This window comes from Nonomuraea sp. NPDC004354, from assembly GCF_053602555.1.
Window position 1 is genome coordinate 1 of record NZ_JBSGDV010000038.1, and the last position, 18,630, is coordinate 18,630.

At 66.5% G+C, this 18,630-nt stretch carries 16 protein-coding genes; 4 read left to right on the top strand and 12 right to left on the bottom strand.

The features are described from left to right. Positions 1-165: 165 nt before the first annotated feature. From ACWENQ_RS44960 to ACWENQ_RS44975, 4 genes are all read right to left on the bottom strand, one after another. Entirely contained in the window at positions 166-303 is a 138-nt protein-coding gene (locus ACWENQ_RS44960) for a hypothetical protein (protein WP_452419673.1), read from the bottom strand. A gap of 528 nt (positions 304-831) precedes the next feature. Then, the gene (locus ACWENQ_RS44965; RefSeq protein ID WP_449922770.1) at positions 832-1,809 is read right to left on the bottom strand and encodes an aldo/keto reductase; all 978 of its coding nucleotides are present in this window, start codon (positions 1,807-1,809) and stop codon (positions 832-834) included. Positions 1,810-1,813: 4 nt separating this feature from the next. Then, positions 1,814-3,145, bottom strand: coding sequence for a preATP grasp domain-containing protein (locus tag ACWENQ_RS44970; protein WP_452419674.1), 1,332 nt, complete (start codon positions 3,143-3,145; stop codon positions 1,814-1,816). A 1-nt stretch (position 3,146) separates the two neighbouring features. Then, positions 3,147-5,312, bottom strand: coding sequence for an AMP-binding protein (locus ACWENQ_RS44975; protein ID WP_452419675.1), 2,166 nt, complete (start codon positions 5,310-5,312; stop codon positions 3,147-3,149). A gap of 484 nt (positions 5,313-5,796) precedes the next feature. On the opposite strand from ACWENQ_RS44975, the gene ACWENQ_RS44980 reads away from it, so the two are divergent. Then, entirely contained in the window at positions 5,797-7,359 is a 1,563-nt protein-coding gene (locus ACWENQ_RS44980) for an AMP-binding protein (RefSeq protein WP_452419676.1), read from the top strand. A gap of 15 nt (positions 7,360-7,374) precedes the next feature. On the opposite strand, the gene ACWENQ_RS44985 is transcribed toward ACWENQ_RS44980, so the two are convergent. The 8 genes from ACWENQ_RS44985 to ACWENQ_RS45020 all read right to left on the bottom strand — a co-directional run bounded on the left by ACWENQ_RS44985 (position 7,375) and on the right by ACWENQ_RS45020 (position 13,936). Beyond that, positions 7,375-8,766: a class I adenylate-forming enzyme family protein gene (locus tag ACWENQ_RS44985; protein ID WP_452419677.1), complete on the bottom strand. Its 1,392-nt coding sequence runs from the start codon at positions 8,764-8,766 to the stop codon at positions 7,375-7,377. Positions 8,767-8,769: 3 nt separating this feature from the next. After that, a complete protein-coding gene (locus tag ACWENQ_RS44990; RefSeq protein ID WP_449922780.1) occupies positions 8,770-9,285 on the bottom strand; it encodes a hypothetical protein in 516 nt (171 codons plus the stop codon). Next, positions 9,275-10,408: a beta-ketoacyl synthase N-terminal-like domain-containing protein gene (locus ACWENQ_RS44995; protein WP_452419678.1), complete on the bottom strand. Its 1,134-nt coding sequence runs from the start codon at positions 10,406-10,408 to the stop codon at positions 9,275-9,277. The genes ACWENQ_RS44990 and ACWENQ_RS44995 overlap by 11 nt, the downstream gene beginning before the upstream one ends. Continuing rightward, a complete protein-coding gene (locus ACWENQ_RS45000) occupies positions 10,402-10,878 on the bottom strand; it encodes a 3-hydroxyacyl-ACP dehydratase FabZ family protein (RefSeq protein WP_449922783.1) in 477 nt (158 codons plus the stop codon). Before ACWENQ_RS45000 ends, ACWENQ_RS44995 begins: the two co-directional genes overlap by 7 nt. Continuing rightward, complete coding sequence (locus ACWENQ_RS45005) at positions 10,871-11,272, bottom strand: acyl-CoA thioesterase (RefSeq protein ID WP_449922784.1); 402 nt, start codon at positions 11,270-11,272, stop codon at positions 10,871-10,873. The genes ACWENQ_RS45000 and ACWENQ_RS45005 overlap by 8 nt, the downstream gene beginning before the upstream one ends. A 35-nt stretch (positions 11,273-11,307) precedes the next feature. After that, positions 11,308-12,687, bottom strand: coding sequence for an aminotransferase class III-fold pyridoxal phosphate-dependent enzyme (locus ACWENQ_RS45010; protein ID WP_449922786.1), 1,380 nt, complete (start codon positions 12,685-12,687; stop codon positions 11,308-11,310). Continuing rightward, positions 12,684-12,941, bottom strand: coding sequence for an acyl carrier protein (locus ACWENQ_RS45015; RefSeq protein ID WP_449922788.1), 258 nt, complete (start codon positions 12,939-12,941; stop codon positions 12,684-12,686). Before ACWENQ_RS45015 ends, ACWENQ_RS45010 begins: the two co-directional genes overlap by 4 nt. Before the next feature lie 77 nt (positions 12,942-13,018). Next, a complete protein-coding gene (locus tag ACWENQ_RS45020; protein WP_449922790.1) occupies positions 13,019-13,936 on the bottom strand; it encodes a phytanoyl-CoA dioxygenase family protein in 918 nt (305 codons plus the stop codon). A 1,350-nt stretch (positions 13,937-15,286) separates the two neighbouring features. Here ACWENQ_RS45020 and ACWENQ_RS45025 point away from each other — a divergent pair. From ACWENQ_RS45025 to ACWENQ_RS45035, 3 genes are read left to right on the top strand one after another with little or no spacing between them, the layout of a single operon-like run. Further along, positions 15,287-16,399 (top strand): cytochrome P450, encoded by a 1,113-nt coding sequence (locus tag ACWENQ_RS45025; RefSeq protein ID WP_452419679.1) that lies wholly within the window; start codon positions 15,287-15,289, stop codon positions 16,397-16,399. A gap of 11 nt (positions 16,400-16,410) precedes the next feature. Continuing rightward, positions 16,411-17,406 carry an LLM class flavin-dependent oxidoreductase gene (locus tag ACWENQ_RS45030; protein ID WP_449922794.1) on the top strand — a complete coding sequence of 332 codons (996 nt, stop codon included), beginning with the start codon at positions 16,411-16,413 and terminating at the stop codon, positions 17,404-17,406. Next, positions 17,403-18,608: a cytochrome P450 gene (locus tag ACWENQ_RS45035; RefSeq protein ID WP_449922796.1), complete on the top strand. Its 1,206-nt coding sequence runs from the start codon at positions 17,403-17,405 to the stop codon at positions 18,606-18,608. The genes ACWENQ_RS45030 and ACWENQ_RS45035 overlap by 4 nt, the downstream gene beginning before the upstream one ends. Positions 18,609-18,630: the final 22 nt, after the last annotated feature.

Consider the following 18,630-nt stretch of genomic DNA (forward strand, 5'->3'; position numbering starts at 1 on the left):
GCCCACTCGACGTTCGTCAGATCACCACGACCCATATGCCAAGAGTGACAAGACCAGCGCTCACCGTCAGGAGATCTAAGAAACAGCTCCTAGCCCGCCCCAGGTCCCAGCGCGCTCACCCCCCATCCTCAGGGCTTTCGTGTCGCTAGGGATCTTGTCGGCCGGTCAGCAGTCGCCGACGACGCTGCGGCCCCAGCCGGACCCGTGCCGGCCGAACCCTCCGCTACTGCCCAGCGGCGCCCAGCCGCCCGTGTCGCCCGCCATGACCATCAGAGCCGTCCCAGCCGGGAAGTCGTTACGCATCGATAGGCTCCAACGCTGATTGCTTTTGCCGGATAGGTCCTTATCGTCGAGATCATGGCAGCTCGCCGCAACCCCAAGAAGGACAAGACGGCCCGGCGTCGACGCCCCGAACGCACCCCACTCCACAGCCGCTCGTCCTTGGGCCGGCGCGTACGCATGAGCGTGGAGACAGTGACGACCCTGATGATGAACGCCCCGCCGCAGACGCTGCCGCTTGTGGGCGTGGCCGCGATCTCGCTATGGAACCTCGCCGAGGACGGCAAAGGCGCAGCGCACTGCGTGGACGGCTGCCTGACGCTCCACTACGCCCTGGCCGAGTTCGGCATCGAGTCCCACGTCGAAGCGGTCGTGCTCGCCACCAGGGCAACGGCAAGCACACCCTGTACGGCGGCGACGGCCCCAGCTACAACGCCGACGGCACCTTTCACCGCTGGGCCCCCTCGAAAGCCCCGAGTTCATGTAAACGCAAGAGTCGGGACCGGGCCGTCTGGGGCCGTGAGGTTATACACCCCCTGGATCTACCGGACTTCAACCATCGAGGAGTGCCATCTGCTCCGGCGTAAACCGCTCACCGGCCACCCCGTCGGCGAGGTCCTCCAGTTCGGCGAGGAACTCTGCCGGAATCGTGAGGTCGACGGCCTTGCTGTTCTCTTCCAGGTGTTCGAGTCGGGTCATGCCGGGGATCGGGACGATGTCGGAGCCGCGGGCGAGCAACCAGCCCAGGGCGAGCTGTGCCGGCGTACACGGCACCTTGTCCGCCACCTCGCGGATGAGCTTCAGCAGGGTGAGGTTCCTGGCCAGATTCGACTCGTGGAAGCGCGGGCTGTTCCGGCGGACATCGGATGCGCGCAGGTCGGACGGCTTACCCAGCAGTCCGGTGAGCATGCCGCGGCCGAGTGGGCGATAGGCGACGATTCCGACCCTCAGTTCCCGGCAGGTCGCCAGCAGCTCTCGTTCTGCGAAGCGGGTGAACAAGGAGTACTCGATCTGGACCGCCGCGACGGGGTGGACGGCGTGCGCGGCGCGCAGAGTCGCGCTACTCACCTCAGAAAGACCGACATAACGGATGTCGCCGCACCGTACGAGATCCGCCAGCGCCGACATCGTCTCCTCGATGGGAACAGCGGGGTCTCTGCGATGCAGGTAGTACAGGTCGATGTGGTCGACACCGAGCCGCCGCAACGACAGCCGGCAAGCCTGCCTGGCCCATTCCGCGGTGGAGTCCACCTGGATCGGGCCGTCGGGCCGAAGCCGCAGTCCGAACTTCGTCGCCAGTACGACCTCGTCCCGGCGGCGAGCGATGACTCGCCCCACGAGTTCCTCGTTCCCACCGACCTCGGGCCCGTAGACGTCCGCGGTGTCCAGCATCGTCACTCCGAGGTCCAGCGCCCGGGACACGACCCTGCGTGCCCTGCGATCACCCGTGAGGCCGCCTGCCACGAGTTCTGCGCATCCGAGACCCAGGGCGGGCGAGATCAAGCCATCGCCCCATCGGACTGTCCGCATCGGATCACCGCCCCCGCACTCTGTGCGCGAACACGGCGGCCATGTTGTGATCGATCTGCCAGGCCTGGTTCGCGTCGCGGGCCACGATGCAGTACATGACCGCGCCCTGGCCGTCGAACGGCGTAGTGAGGATCACTCCCTCACGTCGGCCTTGGTCGTAGGCGAGGCCGGACTCCTCCAGTCTCCGGCGAGCGTCCTCGAACGTCGACACCGACCAACCCGGCGGCCAGACACGGTCGAGGATCATTCGTTCCGAGGGAAACGACGGACCGACGACCGTCCCGCCGATCCCGCTCATGACATGGGTGCCTCCCGACAGCCGTCCGTTCCACTCGGTGAAGAACACCTCTTCGTCAGGGGTGACGATCGCATCCGGGTTGAGGTAGCCGCGGTGGCCGATGGCCCTGGCCGCCTGCGCCAGCTTCGATGCTCCGTCGTCGAACGCGGCCTCGATCTCGGGCGTCATGTACGGCGCGGGCAGTACGAAGGCCGCGATCTGCGGCGCCAGCAGGACCTCACCGCCTCCACACCGCGTCACCCCGCTGTCGTCGATCTTGAACTCAGCGAAGTAGGTGGAACTGTCCGGGATGAACTGCTCGACCACCGGACGGGCGCGGCCGTCGCTGCTGAGCCAGGACCAGTGTTCGGCGAAGTAGGACTCAAGGTCGCCGCGACCGCCGACCGGCACGACCCGCGACGCGCCGACCGGCCGGACACCGTCGACGGCGCTGAGGATTTCGTTGCCGCGCCCTCCCGCCATCCAATCGTGCTTAAGGATGACCGTGTCGTAGCGGCGCAGCAGTTCCTCCGTGACATCCAGCGCCACACTGCGCGACGGGAGAACCGCGCCGGGCGGGATCGGAACGCCGACACCTGCGGCGATGGCGCGGAATGTCGCCTTGCTGATGACGAGAGGCCCTCCGGACTGTTCTATGAATCCGTACCCGGGCAACGCCGAACGCAGGCCGAGTCTGGCGACGAGACGTGCGACGGAGACGTCCGGCCAGACGGCGAAGACCTCGTCGATTTCGTGCATCTCAAGGGCTTTCCCGAGGATGTCCTGCAGGTCTTCGGAGTCCAGCCGCTCAGCCGTCAGAACGCCTTCGTCGTCGCGAGCACCTTCCGGCCGCGGAGCCACGACAACCGTCCAAGACTCCGGATCCACACCGGTCAGCCCGCCCACATAGGCGAGGAACTCCGGGTCGGGCTCCACCGGCAGCACCATGACGTCGCCCTCCTGGGCGAACCAGGCCAGGCGCTGGATCCACCACCCCGTCGGGCCGTTGTCGGTGCGGATCTCCTCGATGAGCCCGTTACCGATGATCAGGCGTGTCATGTCAGCGCTCTCCTTCGGGTATCGCCTGGTCGTCGACGAGTCGGCCGATGCCGCGAATGGTGGGATCGCGTAGCACCTCAAGGATCTCCAGCTTGGTACCGAACCTCTCCTTCACCAGTGCGATCATGCGCACCAGTTGGAGCGAGTCACCGCCCAGACGCACGAAGTGCTGGTCCACCCGCAGGTCGGTGCGCCGCAGCACCTTCGTCCAGATCTCCGCCACGGCCCGTTCCCCCTCGGTGGCGGGGGCGTCACCGAGGCCGGAGGCGGGTGCCTGCGGCTGCTTCCGGAGCCGCAGCAGGTCCGGCTCGCCGTCCGAACCGATGGGAAGGACGTCGAGGACCTCTACCCGCGAAGGCAGGCTCCACTTCGGCATCTGGCGCTGGAGGTAGCGCATGAGCTCGGCTGCGTCCGCCGCGGACGCGACGACAGCCGTCACGTACGCCACCAAGGCCCGCGGATCGGACGCGTCGTCGGCCACGAGCGCCTGAGCCACGGTGGGGTGTGCGCGGAGCTGGGCTTCGATCTCACCCGGCTCCACCCGGTGACCTTGCACGATGAGCCGGCGGTCGGTTCGTCCGGCGAGGACCAGGGCCCCGTCGGGACGTCGCCATGCGAGGTCGCCGGTTCGAAACGTTCGCGTCTCGCCGTCGGCGGGGCCGAACACCTCGGAGGTCGCCTCGTCCCGCCTCCAGTAGCCATGCGCCACACCGCTGCCTGTGAGGGCGATCTCGCCGAACACCTCGGTGGGCTCCCCGTCGGCGTCGAGCAACTCCGATCGCACGCCGGGTACGGGACTGCCGATCGCGATCGCGGCGTGATTCGCATCGGCGTCGTTCACACGGTGCTGCAGAGCGACCGCGCACTCCGCCGTGCCGTAACTGTTGATGATCGCGGCTCCGGGAATCACCGCGCGAATGCGCCGCACGTCGTCCGGCTCGACCTGTTCGCCGCCGAGGACGAGCAGGCGGACGCCGGCCAGGGACGGATCCCGTTCCTCCAGTCCGTCGAGAAGAAGCCGGATCTGGGTCGGAGTCGAGTGGAGCACGCTGACGGCCTGGCGGCGCAGCGCCGACCGAAGCGCGTGAACGGGTTGCGCCGGATCGACCATCCGAAGTGACGCGCCGGCCAGAAGGGTGGCGAACAGGTTCACGACAAAGGTGGTTGAACCTGGAGAGGCGAGACACGCGACGACATCGTCCGAGCGCAGTCCTGTGGTGGCGGCATAGGTGGCCGCATGCGAGACGGCACCGCTACGACTCTGGACGACTCCGGTCGGCCGGCCGTTCCTCCCCGAAGTGTACAGCAGGCAGGCGGCCTGCTCCGCATCGGCGGGCACCGAGGCGAGGGACGGCTCGACCGGCGCCGAGATGTCGAACTCGATCAGCTCTTTGCCTTTCGAGATCCGCTCGGCCACCGTTTTCAGCCTGCGGGGGTACATGATCGCGGCGATGTCCGCGTCCGCCACGATTTTCGTCAGTCGGCCACCGGGTTCCTCGGCGTTCAGCGGAACGAAGGTCCGCCCCGACCGCAGAACCGCCAGCACGCCCACCACCGCGTGCACATCGTGATCCATCAGTACGCCGACACGGGCGTCGCTGAAACGCGGTGCTCGAAGGTCCTGCGCGCAGCCCTCGACGACCGCGGCGAGCCGGCCGTACGTGAGCGCGTTCATCGCGTCCGCGGCGGCTCCACGCCCGGGATCGATTCGAGCGACACGCCCCAGGGAGGTGACCGGGTCGCCGGAGGAGGGCGACGGTACCGCCGCGGCGGGCGACTCAACCGGCAGCGGCAGGCGCGACACGCGGCCGGTCCACCCGTTGCCCTGAGTCAGCCCCACGTGGACGTGCCGCACAAAACGTTCGATCGCGGCTTCCGAGAACAGCTCGCCGTCATAGGCGGCAGTGACGCGCCCATCCTGCACGGATAACGCGAGCGGCTGATGCTTTCCCGATTCCGGCGCCGAGTTGTCGAACACCAAGGCCACGAGACAATCAGCGGAATCGACACCGCCGAGCTGTTCGGCGACATTGGCGGCGACTTCCGAGAAAGTCGATTCGGAAATACCCGCGACGATCGGATGAACACCGTTCCGATTGTCGCGAACGAGGAGCCTGACGTCGGCACATCCCGTGTGCCTCGCCACAACAACGGCTGCCGCGGCCACCAGTTCGGCGAGCGAACGCGGCCCCCACCCGGGAATCGGGTCTGGGGACGCGAATCGCGCCGCAACGGACCCCGATCCTACGCGCTGTGATAAGTCGATGGCGAATTGAGACCTCTTACGCAGCCTGATCAGCCTCCAGTCCGGCAAGTCGTACCGATGCCGGCGGCCCGGCACCGCGACCGCACCCCTTCCGCAGCGGCGTCGGCAACGAAAACGCGCTCCGAAATCAAGATACGCGGTCGTTCCGTTATGTCAATCGAAAGGCCGGAAAGTGCCCGCATATCCTGGCGGTGACGTCCCCGCGACGGCCGCGTCTAACACAGGCTCAGCACAATGGCTTAAGCAAATCGCTTTCGCGGGATCGACATCCGATGTCCCCGTCCGGCAAGCTGGACGGGCAGCGGCTTTAGACGCCCTCCACGGCGTCGAGCAGCGAGGCGCGAGCCGCGTCAGAAGGGAACGGGAAGTGTCCTTGAATCTGGCGATGTACGAATGGTTCGACAGGTCGGCCGATGCCCATCCACAACTGCTCGCACTGAGTGTCGGCGACGTCGACCTCACGTATTCGGCCCTTGCTCAAGCGTCGGGCGCAGCGCGGGCGGCAATCGTGGGTGACAGTGCCGGACGAAGGGGAGGACGGCCTCGGCGGATCGGAATTCTCGCGTCCCGCAGCGCCGCCACATACATCGCCTACCTGGCCGTGCTGCGCGCGGGAGCCACGGTCGTCCCGCTGAACGTCGAGCATCCGGTCGCCCGCAGTGCCCAGATCATTCGACTCGCGGAACTGGACGCGCTGGCATTCACGGAATCCGAGGCCGAACTCGCCGCCGCGCTGCGCGCGGAAACCGGCGTGGCACTCGTCTCGATGACCGGCAACGGATCCGACTTCACCGACGGCTCAAGGACAGCCTCCGCTCCCCCGGCCGCTCCGCACCCCGACGACTTCGCCTACATCGTTTTCACGTCCGGATCGACAGGCACGCCGAAGGGGGTGCCCATCAGGCATCGCAACATCGCCTCCTGGCTGCCGTACATCGTCGAGCATTTCACCGACGGTCCGGGAGCGCGCGTCGCGCAGACCTCCGAACTGTCCTGGGACCTGTCGGTGTTCAACATGTTTCTCGCATGGGGTTCGGGCGGAGCGGTCGTCGTGCCGTCCAGGACGGACATGCTCACCCCGCCGCGGCACATTGCCGAGCACGGGATCACCCACTGGCATTCGACTCCGTCGTCCATAACGATGTCCCGCCTGCTGGGTGAGCTTTCCCCAGGCGTGATGCCAACGCTTCGATGGAGCATGTTCTGCGGAGAGCCCTTGACCGTGGACCACATCCGCGCATGGCAGGAGGCGGCGCCCAACAGTAGAATCGCCAATGTGTACGGCCAGACGGAGATCACCGTCTCGTCCGCGGTCTACGACCTGCCGGCGTCGCCTTCGGAATGGCCCGGCGAGCCGACGACGAGCCTGCCGATCGGGCGCCCCCACCCGTCGATCGAGTGGGCCGTCGTCGGGGAAAACGGCCAGGCGGCGGACGAGGGAGAGCTCCTGCTGCGGGGACCGCAACGATTCGACGGATACCTGGATCCCAAACAGCCCCGAGGGCCGTTCGTCCTTTGGAGCGGTGACGGCCTGGGTCCTTTCGGCGAGGCCGAAGAGCTGACGCCGGCCCACTGGTATCGCACCGGCGACCGCATAGCGCTCCGGGACGGTCAGCTGTTCTACCTGGGACGCCTGGACAACCAGGTGAAGGTACGGGGACACCGTGTCGAGCTGGGCGACATCGAGACGTCCTTGCGCGGTCATCCCGGGCTGGATGAGGTCGTGGTCGTGCCCTATGAGGCCCAGGCGGGAATCTTCGACCTCGCCGGCGTCTATTCCGGAGCGCATGTATCCGAAGACGAGTTGAGCGAGTTTCTGGCCGACAGGCTGCCGTCCTACATGGTGCCTCGACTTTTCCTGCGGCTGGAAAGGCTGCCTCTGAACCTCAACGGAAAGGTCGATCGACGGCGGCTCACAGAACAGGTCACCGCACTGATCGACCCTTGATCGGCGGGCCGTGCATCATTTGTGCGTCCTGCCGTATGCGGGCAATACCGTGATGCGCGCCGGCCATTCGGCTCGGGCGAGCAGGCGCAGTACGGCCCGCTTCAGCCGTTCCACCTCGTGCGGCTCCGGTTCCCTCACATAGAGGTCGAGCTCGTACCATGTCTCACCTCCGTCCGCGCGATACGGCCGTGTGGCGGACCACGCGACTCCTGGCACAGTGTCGGCGATCCGCCTGACCGACGACAACGCGACCTTGTGGCCGTGGGCCACCACACCTTCCGAACGGCGACCGCAGAAGTAGAGATATCCATCCCCATCGATGCTGAAGAGGTCACCGGTGACGAGCTGCCGGTGATCGACCGGCCCGCGATCCGACCGGCCTTCGACGATGCCCAGCCTTCGGCGCATCACGGTGTCGGAGGTGACCAGCAGCTCACCGACACCGTTTTCGTCAGGCGCCCGTAACGTCACCCGCACTCCATCCAGCGGCCGGCCGACGGAGGAGAGGCGCTCGGCCGGCTCGCGGTGGGCGGCCAGCGTGCTCACCCTCGGGCCCGCCTCGGTCAGTCCATAGGTGAGGTACAGCTCAAGGTCTGACGCCTGCCGCAGGAGCCGCCGGGCGTTCTCCGGCTCCAGCGCGTCGCCGCCGACGGTGAGCATCCGCAGCGAGCCAGTCCGCCACCCATCCGGGGTCAGCAGGGTTCGCACCAGGTAGGGAGTGAGCGACGAACTGGTGATCCGGTGATCGGCCAGCACCGTGGCGTATGCCGCTGGGCTCAGGAGTGGAGGCGACAGCACGAGCCGGCTTCCGGTGAGCAGGCCGGCCAGAGCCTGGGCGACCAAGGCGTACGAGAAGTTGAGCGGCAGGTTCACCAACACGGTGTCGGAGGATCTCAGCCCGACCGATTCGGCGTGCCGGCGCGCGTTGAGCAGAAGCGAGGACACGCGATGCAGACATGCGCTGTGGGTTCCCGACGTTCCCGAGGTCAGGAGCACGACGTCGTCCCGCTCGTACCGTTCGGGTTCGACGTGCGGCAGCCTGACGCAGTCGACCACGCCCACGCCCTGCCGTTCGCCGGGGACGGGCGCGACGGCGCCTCGCGGCACGATCACCAGGCGGGCGCCCAACGCGGCGGCGAGTTCGCGCACCCGTGGGGTCGGCGTGCTCAACGGGAGCAGCGCGGGGATGCCGCCCGCGAAGAGCACGCCGAAGAAGCACGCCAGCAGGGCCGTGCCGTTCGGCATGCGGATCAGGACCAGTTCTCCGGCTCGAATGCCGCGACCGGTCAGCTCGTGGGCGATCCGCCCCGCCGAGACCGGCGTCCGCGCGTCGGCGTCCAGGTCGACGACGCCGTCCAGGTACGTCTCGACCTCGGGTAACGGAGGAAGGTCAGGAGCGGTCGTCATGTCTTATCTTCGGTCGAGACGCCGCAGGACGCTTACCCGCACGTCATGATCGGCACTGGCTTCGATCTCGTGCTCGCACACGACGACATGTCCGCAGCCGCTTGCCAGCCAGGAGTACGCGATCATCGCCGTCGTACGGCGCACGGCGTCCGGCGGCGACGTCAGCACCAGGCTCGGCCCGCGAAACCCGAAGACGATGCACGTCAACCCGGCCAGCGTTCCGGCGGTCGCGCCCGCGACCCGCGCGGGCGACAGTCTTCCGCTGCTCACGTTGCCCGCGAGTTGCCGCAGCGTGTGTCTCGTGGCCGTCTCGCTGACCGCCAGTACGCCGACGTCCGAGCGTTCTCCTAGTCCGTCCGCTCCGCCGAGAGTGACCAGCGACTCCCGTACCGCCTTGGCGATCAGCCCTGCGACGGGGTCGGTGTACCCGATGGCGGGCCCCAGCCTTTCACTGTCGTTCCCGGAGCCGCGTATCCGTGCGCTCGCTACGACGTCCAGCCGGGAATCGTCACCCCACATCGCCGGGCACCGCCTGAAAGACGAGAGCGGTGTTGAAGCCGCCGAACGCGAGGGTCACGCTGACGCCCAGGCCGGAACCGAGCTCACGCGGACCGCCGACGGGAACGGGGAGGGGAAAGTCTTGCGGCAGGTCGTCAAGCCCGTATACGGCCGGGGCGACACGCCTGCGCAGAGCCATGACGACGGCGATGGCCTCGATCGCGCCGGTTGCCCCGAGAGTGTGGCCGAACGCTCCCTTCGTGGCGAACACCACCGGCTTCCGCACTCCTCGGAACAGCCGGGACAGCGCGATGGCCTCGACGAAATCGTTGGCCTGTGTGCCCGAACCATGGGCGTTGACCACGGCGACCTCGTCGGGGACGGCCCCGGCCGCGGTGAGCGCCCGTTGGAGGGCCAACAGGACGCCGTCGCCGGAGGGGTCCGGTCCCGCCATGCTCGCGGCGTCGTTCGATGCGCCGCTCCCGCGCACGATCGCGTAGACGGGCGCCCCCCGCCGCCGGGCGGAACCGAGTGGTTCCAGTACGCAGAACGCGGCCCCCTCCCCCAGGAGTGTGCCGTCGTGGCGCCGGTCGAAGGAGCGCAGCAGCGTTGGCGACATGGTGCCGAGCGCGGTGTGCGCCAGGCGCTTCGCAGGGGTGAGGATGTCGGCGCCCCCGCACACACACGCCTGCGCCTCGCCTTCCTCGATCAGCCGCGCCCCCACGGCGATGGCATCGGATCCGGACGAGCACGCGGAGGACAACGAGAGCGGCGGACGGGATACCCCGGACTTCAGCGACGCCTCGGCCACCCACGCGTGCAGCCCGTCGACATCGGGATCATCGAGGTGCGGGCCGAAGCTCGTGCCGACGATGATCAAGGGATCCGCACGCGTGCCGAGGCCGGCGTGGCCCATCGCCCTGGTGAGGGTCGCCGAGGTGAGGTCCACCTGCCTGCGGAGCGGGTCCCAGGTCTGGGGCGGGGAGTCGAGCGGGGCCGCCAACAGGTTGCGCAGCGGATGGTCCGACTCGACCTCGCGCAACCCGCTCCGCCCCTGCAGCAGCCTCAGCCACACGTCGTCGAGGCCGGTGCCGAGAGCTGTGGCCCAGGCCATCCCGGTGACCGCCACCGCCTCTTTCACCACAGCTGTCGCCCCAGTTCGTCGACCTTGACGCGGATCAGCGAGGCGCGGAAGGCCGCGACCGATCGGCCCTCCACAGTGGCCCGGCCCGAAAAGTGGAAGGTGTTCTCGATCAGACGGTCGGAGTTGACGTCGAAGACGATCCGGTCGCCCGGCACGACGATCTTCGTGAACCTGCACTGGATCGAACCGATCAGGCTCAGCTCGTCGTCTTCGAGCATCGAGGTACTCATCTGGTAGAGGATGATGCCGGATTGCGCGAACGCCTGGATGAGATGGCTTCCCGGATAGATCGCCCGTTCTGGGAAGTGTCCGGAGATGACGTCCATCGTTCCGGAGACGAGTGTCAGGCTGCGAAGACGCCTGCCCGGTTGATAGTCCAGGACCCTATCGATGTAGATCATGGGGTGCCGGTGTCGCAACCACTGCTTGATCTCGGTGAATCCCAGCGTGCTGGGGGTCTCCTCAGTCATCCGAGCCTCCCGCGAGACAGGCCTGGAGCCCGTATCGGACCTCGTCCGGCAACGGTACGGCCAGACCGTCGGTACGACGGGCCACGCACATCACGAGACGACCGCGCGCCAGCAGGTCCTCCTCGGGCCCGGTGCGACCGTCGCGGCACAGGGTCCCGGCCAGCCGGAACGCGGCTCCGCCGACATGCTCCACCGTGGTTGCGATACGCAACGTGTCGGCGTATCGGGCGGGTCTCACGTACTTCATCTGCAGCTCGGCGACGACCAGCTCGAATCCCTTCAAGCCGAGCCACCCGAGTCCGAAACCGAGTCGGTCGAGATTCTCAAGGACCGCGGTCTCCAGGAGCGATGCGTACCGTGCGAAGTGCAGGACACCCGACGCGTCGGTGTCCACGTGTTCCACCGATCGGAAGATCTCACGAAACTCCTTCACTCGGACGCCCGCACAAACGTGCGTGAGCCGGCGACGATCCTGTCCACCATCTCGTCGATCTCCGCCGGGGACGTGATCAGCGGGGGTGCGATGCGCATGGCCGGGAAGAGATAGCGCTGACCGCCTGTTCGCCGGCCCGCTCCCGCCATGAACTCGACGTACACACCGGCTCGGATCACATGTTCGCGCAGGCCGGCCATTCTCGCCGAGGCGGGTTCGGTGAGCTCGACGCCGTGCAGCACCCCGACACCGCGCGCCTCCCGGTACACAGCCGGAAACGCCTCGACGAGCTCTTTCCGAAGCAGTATGCCGAGTTGCTTGCCGAGAATCGCGGAGTGGTTCAGCAGATCGTTCCCGACAATGACCTCCAGGCCCGCCCGGATCACCGCGCAGGCGATCGGCCGCAGATCCGAGGTCGCCACCGCCCCGGAGCCGCGAACGGTGAGCGAACGCCGCGCGATGACCATCGACGCCGGCACCGTCCCCATGCCGAGACTCTTCCCGATGACCGTCACATCCGTCGGAATCGGACCGTGCTCGTCCGTCATGGCGAGAAACGCACCCGTCTTGCCGAAGGTGAGGACCTCGTCGGCCACCAGGAGTGCGCCGCTGTCGCGCACCAGGTCGGCCAATCGGCGCAAATATCCGCGAGGAGGGAGCAGAATCCCCGCGTCGCCCTGGACAGGTTCGACCACGACGGCCAGCAGCCTGTGACCGTTCTCCGCGACATACGCTTCCAGGGCGTCCGCGTCACCGAACGGCAGGTGGTCGACGGCTATCCCGTACGGTCGCGCCGTGTCCGCGCCCGGCAGACCCACCCGGAAATGGCGCCGGTTGAGCAGCTGGACCAGACCGCCCGTCCAGCCGTGCCAGGCCCCCTCGAAGGCGAGGACGAGATCACGCTCGCCCCGGTCCGCCGATAACCGCATCGTGTGACGGTCGATTCGTGACTCCCATACGAGGCGCATCGCGAGTTCCATGCCCTCGGAGCCGGAGTTGCGACCGCTGACGTGGTAGTCGCCCGGCGGGAAATGATCGGACAGCAGTCCGTCGTCGCCAAACAGCTCGATCAGAAGCCGCGCCCGTTCCAGGGAGCCGATTTCGTCGGTGGCCTGCTCCAGCAGGGCGCCTCGGGCCAGCGCCCGGACCATCGCCGCGTGACCCATGCCCAGGCAGGCGCTAGCGTAACCACCGCTCGCGTCGAGGACTTCCCACGTCCTGCCCGCGCCGGGGCCGCCCAACTCGGTCATCCGCTGCCGCGATCCGCTGCCGCCCACGGCGGCGAACGGCAGGCGACCGGATGCGTAATGGTCGAGGTGAAGCTCCCGGCCGCGCTGCAGAATCTGCAGCATCTCGGGCGTCGTGATGTCCGTCACGATTCAGCAGGCCCCTGGATGCGGCGCACGAGATCGGCGACGGTGTGCAGGCTCTTGAAATTCTCCGATGAGAAGTCCTTGTCCTCGATCTTCACACCAAAAATCATCTCGCATTGCACTCGGAGCTCGACGAAAGCCAGGGAGTCCAAGCCGTGCACGGCTCGGAGACTGTCTTCCACGCCTATCTCATCCGGCCCTGCTTCCACAAACAGATCGTTATGCAGAACTCGTCGAAGCCGATCCTCGATCTCCATGGAACCCCTCCGTGTCCAGCGGACGGCCGGCAGGCCGCCGAGACATCAACTCAGCCCCCGGCCGGTCGGCCGACCACCTACTTGCCTCGCGCCTTGAACGGCGCACCAGAAAACAGCGGGAAAGGGTTGATCAGCTTGGGCTGCCATCGGGGAGTCCCGATATCGGCGCCTTCCACTTTCAACACCCCGAGTCGCTCCAGCCGCCGGACGGCGGTCGTCCGCGGATCGGTGTCGGCCGAGGCGACCCAGTCACGCCACGTCGCCCACTTTTCGTGGTCGTATGCGTGTCCTGAATAGTCGCCCGTATGCAGGATGGCATCTCGGATGAGCTCGCCTTGTTCGGTGCCGGCCAGAGCGGGATAGAGAAAGTACGAGGTGTCCCAGGACAGCCTGAGGCTCCCTCCCGCCGAAGCGTGCAGCAGATTGGAGTGGAAGGCGATCACATCGCCGGGCTCCGTCTCGATGTCATAGGAGGGGATGGACCACTCTCGGGAATCCACCGACACTCCCTGCCGGTGCGGGTCCTGACTCATATGCTCCCAGAAGGCGGTCCACGGCACCCCCAGATGAGATCCGGGCATCACCTGAAGCCGGCCGGAATCGGGAGTGCACGCGTCCAGGTAGACCATGAACTTGACACCCTGCACTTCGGCAGCCATGTCGGAATGCCACCTGGTGTTCGCGCAGTAGCACGTCGCCTCACTGTTCGTGGGCACGGTGGGCCCGCCCATGAGGTGGTGTGACGCCTGCCAGAATCTGGGATCGTCGGCCACCAGGCTGGAGGCGAACGGAGTGTCGGCGTTCATCGTGGGAACGACGTAAGCGGGCACCGCGGCCGCGTCGACGTCCTCGTCCCAGACGGTGGCCCCGTACGCCTCCGTCAGGGCAGTGACGGATTCGGCGCGAAGCCGCGCCGTCTCGGTCTCGGTCAGCAGTCCGCGAAGGACGACGAATCCAAATGCCTTGAAATGCGACACACTTCGATAATCAATCACGAATTTCCACCATCACCACGCGAGGGAATCACGGCACCGGCCCCACGAAGGTCGCATCAGCCGACAACCGCCTAGGCAAGGCCGCCACGAGCACGCCTTCCGCGGCCTTCGGCACGGCACCGGAACCGCCTGTTGTTCTGAGGCCGGGTGTGCGCCATACCGACCTGGCCGCCTGCAGCGGGAGCGGGCCGGAAAGGACACGCGATGTCAGGCTTGAAGCAGTAACGAAACACAATCTGATTTTAAACAACACGCGAGGCCCCTGGCATATTCGAAACAATCTTGCCCCGACAGCTCCAACACCAGAGGCTTCGCCACATCCGTACCCGGCCACGCCGGCGGTCAGCTAAAAGCCTTGGCCGTCAGCGTGCCCAGTCCGAGCCGAAAACAGTCCACGGAGCTCCGCGTCCGCCTTCGACTTAGGCGTAGTGATAGAAATAGCGACCGGTAGGGTTTTTGCGCATCACACGGCCGATACCGACGGCCCTGGCGGCGAAGCGAATCACTCGCATGATTTGCATCCCTTCAACGAAGTTCGTGACCGAGTATTACCATCACTAACAGACTGTTTAAAAGTATTCCAGCCGAACCGGCGTGTCAAGCATGCGCGTTGATTCATCAAGAACCGTCGCGTGAGTCCGTACGGCGCCACCCCTCTTAATCCCCCGCCCGGCGGCATGCGACCGCAGACGGCCGGGGGCGCGGTCACGGCGCAGGAGAAATGCGTTTACGAAGGTGACACGCTGTGCGAGCAAACCAAGTGGCGATCGTGGCTCATGTGTCGTACGAGTACACGCGGCGCACGCCGGGGCGACGACCGGAGTATCACAGAACCACGCCCCCGGCCCTTGAGGCACAGTGCGATCGGACCGTCTCCCCGCGCCCGCACTTGACATGTCCTCGACGGCGAAACATCGGAATTGCCCGAGCGACGATCACACTCGGTCACAGGCTCCTTACAAGTACAACCGCACGGGGAAATAGCGGCCTCCAGACCGTGCGGTCATCAGAGGGCCTCATTGTCGCTGGCCGGATGAGCGGATATAGCCACGCGATCCGGTCGTGCTCAGGCTGCCGGTATCAGTCATGCGGGCGGCGCGGAGGCTCAGGTGGCGATTCCGATGAATCAACACGCGAGCTTGACACACCGGTTCGGCTGCCATACTTTCGAACGGTCCGTTAGTGACGACTACCTTCGGTCATTGGCTACGCCGAAGGGGTGCGATTCGCTTCACTTCCAGGGCCTCCGGAATCGGCCGCATCGAGCACAGGGATCCCGCCGGACGCCTTTCCAGTCACTGCGGCCAGGTCGGAAGACACTTCGACGAGCGAGGCGAGGCCGATACAGCAATGGGCCTGCTGTTCAACAACAGTAATCTCTGGAAAGAAATCCTGAAGATAGAGAAGAGGCGCCGAGGACGGTCGGTTTATCGCACGCTGTCCGGCGAAATCATCGTCTGCCATCCAGAGCTGGCCCGTACGACGCTGGCCGGAACGGATGAATCCCTCGCACGCACTCCCCCGTTCTGGCGAAACGGTTCGGGCCCGCTGCCGGACGAGGCGCGGAAGGCGCTGAACCGGTGGGTGGTGCAGCGGCTCTACGAACAGGACCCCGTGAAGTCCGCCGGGATCGCCGTGGAGCGCATCCTCTCCGGTGACGGAGATCTGCACCGCATATGCGTCCGGAGCCTGGTGGACGCGCTCAAGGTTCCCATGGGCTGTGGAGCGAGCGAACAGCTTGAGGGCGCCGTGCGGACGTTTTTTGAGAGCGTGTTCGTCCCAACCATTCTGGGAACCATCACAAAACGGCAGAACGAGAGGCTGTTCGAGAGCAGCTCGGTGGAAGCCGGAATGTGTCTGGCGGACTCCTGGCCGGAACTCTTTCCCGCGAACCTCGGCTTCGAGGGGGAGCCGGACTTTCCGGCCAGGATCGGCGACCTGTACCTACGCCGGACCGCGGCGTTCGTCGCCTCGACGTCCATCGCCTTGGCCTGGATTCTGACCGTTCTGTTTTCCGACAGCCAGTTGGCTCTGCGCGGACCGGTACCGCGTCGGGAACTCGGTGACATGGACCCCCGGTGGATCGCTCTGGAGTGTCTCCGGCTGTGGCCGCCTTCGTGGCGACTCCGGCGAACGGTGGTAAGCGATCAGAGCGTGGGGCCCGTCTCGGCATTGACCGGCGACGAGATCCACGTATTCGTCTACGCGGTTCAGCGCCACCCGGATGTGTGGGCTCATCCGGACGAGTTCAGGCCGAATCGCTGGCAGGAGGCGTCTCCGCGAGGGCTGCTGTCTTTCGGGAGCGGCCCAGGGTCGTGCGTGGGTGCACGATTCGCCACCGAATGGCTCACTGCGGCTGTGTCCATGCTACGGACGGAGCGTCTCAAGGTCAGCAGGATCGGTCGCCATCCGAACGCCACAACGAGTTTCTCGCCGCCGGTTTCGCATGTGAGTCGAATCTAGAGAGGCTGGGAATGGGCCTTGAACTCCGCTTTCTGACCACGGTGCCCCGAGTGGCGGATCCCGCGTTGTCCGCGCGTTCGGCCATTGACGTGACGCGATGGGCGGACGAGTTCGACCTCGACGGAGTTCTGCTGTTCACCGGAGCAGGCGCCGTCCTCGACCCATGGGTCGGCGCGACTGCGATCGTCTCGGCCTCCCGTCGCCTCGTGCCCATGGTCGCCGTCAATCCGCTGTACACCCACCCATTCGCCGCCGCCCGGTCGCTCCTGTCCATCGCGGAGCTCTACCGGCGCAGGGTGGATCTGAATTTGATCACCGGGGCGGCGGTGAGCGAACTGGCCGCCGTCTGCGACGACCTTGACCATCGGGATCGCTATGCGCGCCTTCAGGAATACGCCGAAGTGTTGATGCTTCTCCTGGACGGCGGGCCGGTCACCTGGAACGGCCGGTTCTACCGGACGAGTGATCTGCGACTGACGCCGTCGCTGCCCGCCGACCTCCGACCGAGGATGTACCTTGCCGGACGCTCCGACGACGCCGGCCGTACCGCCAAGTCACTCGGAGCGATCCCGATGGGAATGTATCCGTCGACCCCCGAGAAGGTCCCGCACGGCCTGGGCGCGGTGAATGTGGGTGTCGTCGTGCGCCCCACGGCCGCCGAGGCGGCGACCGTGGCACGGCTGCGCTTCCCGGACGACCCCGTAGGTCGCGAGATGCTCCGGCTGAGCATGGGGAACACCGATTCGGTGTGGAAACAAGACCTGGCGGTCGAGAACGAGAACGAGGACGGAAGCGGCTCCTGCTTCACGCTGACCCCTTTCCGTTCCTTCCAGGCGGACTGCCCGTATCTAGTCGGCGACTACGACGCCGTCGCCTCGAACCTCGGCATGGTGATCGCGAAAGGCGTGCACACCGTCCTCTTCGACACGCCCATGACGCGGGCCGACTTCGAGCACATGGGAGTCCTCGTTCAACGGCTGCGAGCATGGGCGGGGACCCAGCCATGAGCCACCGCTTTCCCGTGGACCGCACTTGCCCGTTCGCGTTGCCGGAGGCCTACTCCGACATGAGAGCCGAGGCGCCGGTCGTGTCCGTGGACCTGCCGGGCGGGCCGATCTGGCTGATCACACGGAACGAGGAAGGGCATACGCTGCTCAAGGATCACCGCGTCAGTACGAGCCCGACGACGCCTGGCCATCCTTACGCGAAGTTCTCCGCCGATCCGCCGCTTCCGGAGGTGATCGAGGCTCAGTCCCGCGATTCGGCAGGCGAATTCGTCGACCTCGACCCGCCCGAGCACACCCGATTCCGCCAGGCATTGGTCCAGGAGTTCAGCCTGAGGAAAGTCAACGAGCTGCGACCGAGCATCCAGCGGACCGTGGACCGGCTCATCGACGCCGTCGAGGCTCAGGGCACGCAGGCTGATCTCGTCAAGGCTGTGGCGCTCCCGCTTCCGGCTCTGACGCTCTGTCAGATGCTCGGCGTGCCGTCGCGCAACCACGACTTTCTTCTCTCCCGTATCCGGGCGACCGACAATTTCCCGCTGGTGGATCCGCTGGCCAAGGTGACCGCGATCGTGGAGATGCGGGACTGCATCGCTTCGCTCGTTCAGGAGGCTTCACAGTCCCCGGGAGACGACATCGTCGGCCGGCTCCTCGAAACAGGGGCCTTCACCCGGGAAGAAGTCGCCGGGGTCGCGTTCTTTCTGCTGACCGCCGGCCACCTCACCACATCGAACATGATCTCGCTCGGCGTGCTGACGCTGCTGCGCCACCCCGGCCTGCTCGACGAACTGAAGGGCAACCCCGAATTGTGGAGGCCGGCGGTCGAAGAACTGCTGCGCTTCCACAGCATCACCGACTGGTTCACCTTCGATCGCGTCGCGACGGAGGACATCTCCCTCGGTGGCCAGACCATTCGTGCCGGGGACGGAATCTTCGTGCTCGGCGCGTCGGTCAACCACGACGAGCGCGTCTTTTACCACCCTGGCGAGTTCGACATTCATCGCGACACGGGAAGGCATCTGGCCTTCGGTCACGGCATACATACCTGCCTGGGCGCGAACCTCGCTCGCGCGGAGATCGAGATCAGCCTGCGCACGCTCTTCACCCGCCTGCCCGGACTACGGATCACCGTCGAAGACGACGAGCTGGCTCTCAGGACGGATGGCGCCCCCTTCGGCGTGTACGAACTACCGGTGGCATGGTGACGGCCTCCCCGTACGACCCGGT

Excerpts from the sequence above, each read along its gene's own strand:
- ACWENQ_RS45015 (WP_449922788.1), bottom strand. The coding sequence starts at position 12,941 with ATGGAGATCGAGGATCGGCTTCGACGAGTTCTGCATAACGATCTGTTT.
- ACWENQ_RS45000 (WP_449922783.1), bottom strand. The coding sequence starts at position 10,878 with ATGACTGAGGAGACCCCCAGCACGCTGGGATTCACCGAGATCAAGCAG.
- ACWENQ_RS44970 (WP_452419674.1), bottom strand. The coding sequence starts at position 3,145 with ATGACACGCCTGATCATCGGTAACGGGCTCATCGAGGAGATCCGCACC.
- ACWENQ_RS44960 (WP_452419673.1), bottom strand. The coding sequence starts at position 303 with ATGCGTAACGACTTCCCGGCTGGGACGGCTCTGATGGTCATGGCGGGC.
- ACWENQ_RS45025 (WP_452419679.1), top strand. The coding sequence starts at position 15,287 with ATGGGCCTGCTGTTCAACAACAGTAATCTCTGGAAAGAAATCCTGAAG.
- ACWENQ_RS44965 (WP_449922770.1), bottom strand. The coding sequence starts at position 1,809 with ATGCGGACAGTCCGATGGGGCGATGGCTTGATCTCGCCCGCCCTGGGT.
- ACWENQ_RS44990 (WP_449922780.1), bottom strand. The coding sequence starts at position 9,285 with ATGTGGGGTGACGATTCCCGGCTGGACGTCGTAGCGAGCGCACGGATA.
- ACWENQ_RS45030 (WP_449922794.1), top strand. The coding sequence starts at position 16,411 with ATGGGCCTTGAACTCCGCTTTCTGACCACGGTGCCCCGAGTGGCGGAT.
- ACWENQ_RS45035 (WP_449922796.1), top strand. The coding sequence starts at position 17,403 with ATGAGCCACCGCTTTCCCGTGGACCGCACTTGCCCGTTCGCGTTGCCG.
- ACWENQ_RS44980 (WP_452419676.1), top strand. The coding sequence starts at position 5,797 with ATGTACGAATGGTTCGACAGGTCGGCCGATGCCCATCCACAACTGCTC.
- ACWENQ_RS44985 (WP_452419677.1), bottom strand. The coding sequence starts at position 8,766 with ATGACGACCGCTCCTGACCTTCCTCCGTTACCCGAGGTCGAGACGTAC.